Annotated in this window: 6 protein-coding genes; 3 read left to right on the forward strand and 3 right to left on the reverse strand. The window is 35.5% G+C overall.

Annotation, left to right across the window (positions count from 1 at the left end; genetic code table 11):
• Position 1: 1 nt before the first annotated feature.
• Together BU804_RS06165 and pcnB are read right to left on the reverse strand one after the other, a co-directional pair.
• The gene (locus BU804_RS06165) at positions 2 to 772 is read right to left on the reverse strand and encodes an alpha/beta hydrolase family protein (protein WP_075883407.1); all 771 of its coding nucleotides are present in this window, start codon (positions 770 to 772) and stop codon (positions 2 to 4) included.
• Positions 753 to 2,027: a polynucleotide adenylyltransferase PcnB gene (gene pcnB / locus BU804_RS06170; protein WP_075883408.1), complete on the reverse strand. Its 1,275-nt coding sequence runs from the start codon at positions 2,025 to 2,027 to the stop codon at positions 753 to 755. Before pcnB ends, BU804_RS06165 begins: the two co-directional genes overlap by 20 nt.
• A 664-nt stretch (positions 2,028 to 2,691) precedes the next feature.
• Here pcnB and glmM point away from each other — a divergent pair.
• From glmM to BU804_RS06185, 3 genes are read left to right on the forward strand one after another with little or no spacing between them, the layout of a single operon-like run.
• Positions 2,692 to 4,065 carry a phosphoglucosamine mutase gene (glmM, locus tag BU804_RS06175; protein ID WP_039359678.1) on the forward strand — a complete coding sequence of 458 codons (1,374 nt, stop codon included), beginning with the start codon at positions 2,692 to 2,694 and terminating at the stop codon, positions 4,063 to 4,065.
• A gap of 27 nt (positions 4,066 to 4,092) precedes the next feature.
• Positions 4,093 to 5,919 (forward strand): glutamine--fructose-6-phosphate transaminase (isomerizing), encoded by a 1,827-nt coding sequence (glmS, locus tag BU804_RS06180; protein ID WP_075883409.1) that lies wholly within the window; start codon positions 4,093 to 4,095, stop codon positions 5,917 to 5,919.
• 38 nt (positions 5,920 to 5,957) lie between these two features.
• A complete protein-coding gene (locus tag BU804_RS06185) occupies positions 5,958 to 7,160 on the forward strand; it encodes an amino acid permease (protein WP_075883410.1) in 1,203 nt (400 codons plus the stop codon).
• Positions 7,161 to 7,325: 165 nt separating this feature from the next.
• Here the strand turns inward: BU804_RS06185 and BU804_RS06190 are convergent, their stop codons facing one another.
• Entirely contained in the window at positions 7,326 to 7,637 is a 312-nt protein-coding gene (locus tag BU804_RS06190) for a hypothetical protein (protein WP_143298941.1), read from the reverse strand.
• Between the last annotated feature and the right edge of the window lie 322 nt (positions 7,638 to 7,959).

Below are 7,959 nucleotides of genomic sequence, written 5' to 3' on the forward strand. Positions count from 1 at the left end.
CTTAATTGGTTAATTGAGTAATGATCCATTTTGATCCATTTTCAAAAATAGTTGATGGAGTTCCGTGGCCTTTAAACCCAATTGAAGGGTAAATAATTAGTTCTACGGGTGGAGATCTCAGACCATTTTCATAGATTTTATCACTCAAAGTTTGAATAAACTGATAGCAAGAACTTGTTTGGACTCGTTTATCATGATTGCCAATGTAAAAGCGAAGAGTAGTGTGTGTAAGCTGGTCAACCAATTTAGTGAGACTAATAGCCTCTTGATTTTGTAAATTAGTGTATTTAAATTCCTCTACTTCTGGTGCTTGCGTCATGGGTGAAAAACCTAGAACTTTTTTAATAAAGTTGGCTTTGGCGGCCAAGTGAGTAGCGATAAATCCTCCTCTTGATAACCCAGCAACAGCAATAGAATGTGTATTTACCCATTTTTGATCTATTAAAAATTGCAGATGTTTTTTGCAAATTTCAATGAATTGATCAATAAAAAGGGGATTGTTCGAAAGTTCTTTTGCCCAACTATGCATGGCTGCATGGTGATCAAGGTGGGGTCCATGAAAAGGGAGATCCCAAGAAAAAACGCGAAAGCCTTGTTCTATCCAAGGGAGGACCGGTTGATTAAAAGGATCTTCATAGAGGCTGGCTTCAGCAGAAAGGGCAAAATAAACAATGGCTGGTTTAGCTCCCTCTGATAAGTCAGATCCACGATAATAGATTGGAGGCCCTCCTTGAGGAGGATGGATAACTTGATTAAGTAGCTGCACGGTCATGAGATATAACTTGATGAGGGGAATGAGCAGGCCGGCCATGATAATTGTGATGACGTCTCTCTCCATGTCGCACGAATTGACGATATTGATCGCGAATGGAAGAATATGTCTCCACTAATTTTTCATTAACAAGAGCCCTTAACTTGAAAAACTTTAATGCTAATTCAAAATCCTTTTGGCGAAACAATTTTTCTCGATAATGCCTTTTTCCACTCAAGGGAGTTAGACGATACTGAGCAACTAAAATGGATAACATCGTTGAGGTAATTCGCCTTGGAAAATGAGAAAAAGATTGAATCAAAATCTCTTTAACAAGAGAGGAAGCAACAAGGGTAATTTCTCCGATGTGCGGAGTTTGTTTTTTACTCAAATAGTGTTTGTCTAATTCACGTTCTAAAACAGGAAAAAGTAGGCAAGCTGTTAAAATAGCTCGATCTAATACATTTTTACCTTTATGTTGATACAGCTGATCCGCACAAGTTAAATAATGAAAAATTGTTTTTCCGTAAGTTGTTTTTAAAAGCTGTGTGAGACTAGGAAACAAAATATTTAAGATTCCATATTCAGCTAAAAGTTTAATAAAAGGAGCCGAAGCTCCTGATTCTAGCATACGAAGAATTTCTTCTAAAATTCTGGCAGGAGAACTTTTGGTGATTTCTATTCGGCACACATGAATAGCTTGCTCTGTTTGTTCTTCTATTTTGAAGTTATAACGAGCATGAAATTTTAAAAGTCTTAACAAACGTACTGGATCTTGTTTAAATCGTTTTTCAGGTTCACCGATTGTACGCAACAAATGTTTTTGAACGTCTTCCCATCCATTGACATAATCAATAATTGAATGGTTGGAAGAATCGTAAAAAAGCCCATTAATAGTGAAATCTCTGCGCAAAACATCCTGTTCAGGAGTGCCCCATTCATTATCATGAAGAATAAGACCGCTATCGTTCTCGCCGGTACGAAATGTGGATACTTCAATGATTTTATGACCAAAACGAATATGCGCTAAACGAAATCGCCTTCCAATTAAAATACACTGCCTTTGGAATATCGCTTTAATTTGTTCGGGTCGAGCAGAAGTGGAAATATCGAAATCTTTAGGGACTCGTTTTAATAAAAGATCTCGAACACTTCCACCGACTAAATAAGCGGTGAATCCAGCGTGTCTTAGCCTTTCTAAAACATAAAGTGCATCGCGATCAATAAGAGCAGGATCAATTCCATGGTCTTTAGCGAAATAGGTCTTGGGTTGCACGAAAGATTAGCTCCTGAAAATTGTAACATTCTCAATATCTATTGGATAAGAATTCCCCTTCAAAGAAATTTAAAAATAAATTGTCTAATGTCTTTGCAAAAATGATGAGATTCAATGAGAAAAATTTAAGTATAACTTTATTTAAATAAACTGAAAAAGTCAATCTTTCTTTTACTTTCTTACATGACTAATTGTTAAATTTTTTTTAAGTTTAAATTAGCAAAAATAGAACTCTTGTATAAAAATTTATTTTAATTGAACAAATTTCGTTACAAAAGCCATTACTTTTATATTAAAAACTTAATTTACTCATTTTTAAGCATTTAAAATTTTAAAATATCATTTATTGAAAATTCTATTTCGGCTTCTCTGATGCTTTTTATAGCCATCTAAACTAATTCTCATTAAAAAAATTGATTTCTAAGCAAATAACTTCATTATTTGAGTTAAGTTAAAGTTGCTTTAAGGTCTAATTCAAGAATCTATTTTCATTCATAAGCAAAGCTATACATGAGCAGGGGTATTTATTTTTTAATTTTCTAAATTAACAAGAAGATATTTTATAAGGAATCGCTTGCTTATCCAATAAAAAAAAGGTATTTTTACTGAGGATTTTATAGATAAATTTATTAATAGAATAATAATTTTTAGTTTAGGTGGAAGAGTGGAGTTAAAAAGACCATTCAAAATATTTGGTACGGATGGAATTAGAGGACGAGCAAATAAAAGTCCCATGGTTCCAGAAATTGCCCTAGCATTAGGTCGAGCAGCGGGACAATTATTAAGTCGTTTAGGTAAATCTCGGGTAGTTATTGGTAAAGATACGCGTCTGTCCTGCTATGTTTTTGAAAATGCCTTGATTGCTGGGCTTTGTTCGATGGGGGTAGATACTTTAATGGTTGGTCCTTTACCTACACCAGGTGTGGCTTTTATTACACGTGCTTATCGTGCCGACGCAGGAATTGTAATTTCTGCTTCTCATAATCCTTATTACGACAATGGGATTAAATTATTTGATTCACAAGGATTTAAGCTTCCTGATTCGTGGGAAGCTGAAATGGAAGCAATGATAGCAAAAAATCATTTCGATGAAGAACTTCCTGCTGATGATGATATTGGCAAAAACACAAAAATTATTGATGCGGATGGACGTTATATCGAGTTTGTGAAGGCAACTTTCCCAAGAAAAATTTCACTGAAAAATTTAAAAATCGTTTTGGATTGTGCAAATGGAGCCGGATATAAAGTAGCGCCTCTGGTATTTAAAGAATTAGATGCTACGGTATTTACTTGTGGAGTGACTCCAAATGGCTTGAATATCAATAGCCAGTGTGGATCTATGCATCCTGAAACTGCTCAAAAGGCTGTGATTGATAATCGAGCTGATGTAGGAATTGCTTTGGATGGTGATGCAGATCGAGTTGTGATGATTGATGAAAATGCTCAAATTGTTGATGGAGATACCATGTTAGCGATTTGTGCCCGCGATATGTTTAAGCAAAAGCTGCTAAAAAATAATCGCGTCGTTGGAACAGTCATGAGTAATTTGGGTTTTATTAAAGCTATGGAATGTTTGGGCGTTGAAGTAATTAAATCTCAGGTGGGAGATCGGTACGTCATTCAAGATATGCTCAAATACGATGCTAACTTAGGCGGAGAACAAAGTGGTCATGTCATTTTTTTAGATCACAATACAACTGGCGATGGGCTTGTTTGCGCTCTTCAAGTATTGCGTATTATGATCGAAACAGATTCTAAATTATCCGATTTGGCGTCATTTGTGCAACGCTACCCACAAACATGTTTAAATATTAAAGTGTCTTCTAAACCCTCTTTAGATTCCATCGAACGATTGAAAGAAGTGGTAGCACAAGTGGAAGAAATTCTTGGAAATTCAGGTAGAGTTTTAGTTCGTTATTCGGGGACAGAAAATACTTGTCGAGTGATGGTGGAAGGGCCAAAATATAAACAAGTCATTCAATTGGCAAATCAAATTGCTGACATTGTGCAAGAAGAAATTGGATTGTCAGTTTCATAATTATACCATTGAGAAAAAGGGAACAGTATGTGTGGAATATTTGGTTATGTGGGAATAAAAGATCCCATCAAAATGGTATTAGATGGACTTAAAAAGCTTGAATATCGGGGATATGATTCCGCAGGATTAGCCGGAGTAGAAAATGGGCAAATCGTCGCTTGTAAAGAAGTCGGTAAAGTAGTCTCGCTTGAGCGAGAAGTTTTGCAGATGCATTTAGCTCCTAAGATGGCTATTGCACAAACGCGCTGGGCTACACATGGTGCTGTGACTAAAGTAAATGCACATCCTCACTTTGATCATGTTAAGTCAATTGCAGTCGTGCATAACGGAATTATTGAAAATTACGATATTTTGAAAAAAAAATTAATTGAAAAGGGAATCCATTTTGTTTCAGATACTGATACGGAAGTCATTGCTCATTTAATTGCTCACCATTATTCAGGAGATTTACTTAATGCTGTTCAACAAACAGTCATTGAATTAAAGGGAGCTTATGCAGTTGCTGTTGTTCACAAAGATTTCCCAGATCAGATCATTGCGATTGCTCATGAATGTCCTCTAGTGATTGGAATTGGAAACAACGAAGCTTTTGTTTCGTCAGATCCTAATGCCTTTGCTTTTTACACTCGTCAAGCAATTTACTTGTCTAATTCTGAAATAGCTGTAATTAAAGCAGGAAGTCAACAAGTTTACAATATCCATCATGAAATCACTAAAGAAAGTCAACTCATTGAAGGAGATTTAGAGCAGATTTCAAAAGGTTCTTTCGAACACTTTACTCTTAAGGAAATCTATGAGCAACCCCAAGCGATTAGAAATGCGTTGCTTTCTCGTATCCTGCCTGAATATGGAACAGCTTTATTTGAAGAACTCGATTTTAATATGACTGATTTGTTAACGGTTGAACGTATTTTGATTTTGGCTTGTGGAACTTCTTGGCACGCTGGCTGTGTCGCTGCTTACCTAATTGAAGATAAGGCGCGGATTCCTGTACAAGTAGAAATTTCTTCTGAATTTCGTTATAAAAATCCTGTTGTTCCTCCAGGGACTTTTGTCATTGCTATTAGCCAATCAGGAGAAACTGCTGATACAATCGCAGCCGTTAAAGAAGTCAAGGCAAAAGGAGCTCGTGTATTAGCGTTATGTAATGTACAAGGCTCTACATTAACGAGAGAGGCTGATGAGACCATTTTTTTGAAAGCTGGTGCTGAAATTGGAGTTTGCTCCACTAAAGCATTTACTAGTCAGGTTGTTGTACTTGCTTTATTTACTCTTCTTTTAGCTCGAATGCGTCATATGAGCAAAGGAGAAGGGCAGGATTTTCTAGAGGCTATTTTAAAGCTTCCAGACCAAGTACAAATGGTTTTAGATCAATCAATCGCGATTGAGAGAATTGCAAAAAAATATGCTGGGTTTGACAACTTTTTTTATCTTGGACGGCGTTATATGTTTCCGACAAGTTTAGAAGGAGCACTTAAATTAAAAGAAATTTCTTATATTAATGCCAATGGTTATGCAGCGGGTGAAATGAAGCATGGACCGATTGCGCTTATTAATGAAGATTGCCCTACTGTCGCTCTTTGTGCTAACCGTCAAACATTTGAAAAACTACTTAGCAACTTAATGGAAATTAAAGCAAGGCATGGAAAAATCATAGCGATTGTTGAAGAACAGGAGGGGACAGCAATAGAAAAAATCGCGGATGATGTTATTTATATTCCCCAAGTCATTGATGAGTTAGCAAGTATTTTAACAACTGTTGTAACCCAATTATTAGCTTATTATATAGCCAAAGAAAGAGGAGCAGATATTGATCACCCTCGCAATTTGGCAAAATCTGTGACAGTTGAGTAAAAAATAAATATTACGAATTTAAATTAGTGAAATGGATCATGGATCATCAGAAAGGTAGCATTTTAAATGGCTCATTGCTTGTCGCAGGAACATCGATTGGAGGAGGAATGCTGGCTTTGCCAGTTTTAACAAGTTTAGCTGGCTTTTTTCCCTCTCTTGCTATTTATGTATTATGTTGGCTTTTCATGGTTAGTACAGGCCTTTTATTTTTAGAGGTTTCTCAATGGATTAAAGGGGAATCGAACATCATTACTATGGCTGAAAAAACGCTTGGAAAGGGAGGGCGTTATTTTGCTTGGATTGTTTATTTATTCTTATTCTATTGTTTAACGATTGCCTATATGGTTGGTTGCGGCAATATTGTTGTAGAGTTTTCTCAATCTACAATTCCAGATTGGCTAGGACCAATTATTTTTGTTCTTTTATTTTCTCCTCTTATTTTAATTCCTACTGCTTGGGCGGGTCGTTTAAATGTATGGCTTATTATAGGTCTTGCTTTGTCTTATTTAGGATTTGTTTTATTAGGATTTCGTCATGTCGATCTAGTTTTTCTGAGCGATTACAATTGGTCTTATTCTTTAATGGTGTTACCTATTGCCTTTACATCCTTTGCTTATCAAGGAATTATTCCAACGCTTGCGAGTTATTTGCATCACGATGCTAAAGCCATTCGAACATCAATTTTAATCGGAAGTTTTATTCCATTAATCGCTTATATTATTTGGGAAGGACTTATCTTAGGTATTGTACCTAAAGGAGGCCCAGGAGGACTCATAGAAGCTTTAAAAAATGGGAATAATGCTGTTCATCCTTTAAAAAATTTTATTCATAATCCTGCTGTTTATTACTTAGGGCAAGCTTTTGCTTTTTTTGCTCTGATTACTTCTTTTTTAGGTGTGACGTTAGGTTTAAGAGATTTTTTGGCAGATGGTTTGAATATTCATAAAAATATCAAAGGCAAAATGCTTTTAACTTTACTTATCTTTGCTTTTCCCCTCCTCATTTCTGTGAGTTACCCTCATATCTTTTTAATTGCTTTAGATTACGCAGGGGGATTTGGAGTTGCTCTTTTATTAGGACTTCTTCCCATTTTAATGACTTGGATTGGGCGTTATCGACAAAGATTAGAGTCAAATCGACAATTACCGGGAGGCAAAATGTCACTGATCTTGCTCGGTGTATTTGTTGTTTTTGAGCTCTTTCACGAAACAAAGCATTTAATTGACAGAATATTTTCATAAACAAAAAACCCAAAAAGAAAGAAATTTTACTCTCTTCTTTTCGGGTCGTTGGCAATTTATAGGATTGCCTTAAGATATCGATGTTGCTACCTTAGGTAGCAACATCGACTTACCTGAATCGGGTTATGCGTCCGGTTCAAGTATAATTGTTCCTTTTTTAAGGAATCATCTAAATTTATAATTGATTAAGCCGATCCCTCCATCACTATGTTCATATTGACCATAGGATGGGTAACTATAGGAATCGCTATTGGCTTGAGAAGGATAGTCATAATAGGTATCATAGTGAGAATGAGAGTAATTAGGATCGCTTGGATTCCCCTTATATCGATCATGCCCATCAGAATCACATCTACATCCATAGCTGCAGTTGCATTCTTGGCTCCTATTTCTGTAGCCAATGTCAGATTGAGCTCCTAGACTCATAAAAGAACAGAGTAAGCCGGCAATAAAAAAACTTTTGATGAGTTGGTTCATATACAAACCCCTTAAAAAATAATTGACCGTTATTTTTAAACATAAATATATTTTCTTGTTAAATACAACAATTAAATGCTTAAGGAAAGTATTAACTTGCTTACGTTGAAAGACTTAATTTCAACCTTGTTACTTTATCGAATAAAAAGTGGCCATTTTTTTGGGAGGCAAAGAGAAGTAGATCTAGTTAACCTGAATTTTGAATTTATCTCTTTGATAATAAATAAGAAGAATAAAATTTAAATGACAAAGGACCTCTGCATCATTTAAAACATTTGTTTTCCCAAGCTAATGTTTAATATGACATGAGAGGTCAAAATGG

This window comes from Candidatus Protochlamydia sp. W-9 (assembly GCF_001950615.1).
Classification (GTDB): domain Bacteria; phylum Chlamydiota; class Chlamydiia; order Chlamydiales; family Parachlamydiaceae; genus Protochlamydia; species Protochlamydia amoebophila.

What these genes read in the sequence shown, in the direction of transcription:
- BU804_RS06165 (WP_075883407.1), bottom strand. Translation starts at nt 772, where the DNA reads ATGACCGTGCAGCTACTTAATCAAGTTATCCATCCTCCTCAAGGAGGG.
- glmS (WP_075883409.1), top strand. Translation starts at nt 4,093, where the DNA reads ATGTGTGGAATATTTGGTTATGTGGGAATAAAAGATCCCATCAAAATG.
- BU804_RS06185 (WP_075883410.1), top strand. Translation starts at nt 5,958, where the DNA reads ATGGATCATCAGAAAGGTAGCATTTTAAATGGCTCATTGCTTGTCGCA.
- BU804_RS06190 (WP_143298941.1), bottom strand. Translation starts at nt 7,637, where the DNA reads ATGAACCAACTCATCAAAAGTTTTTTTATTGCCGGCTTACTCTGTTCT.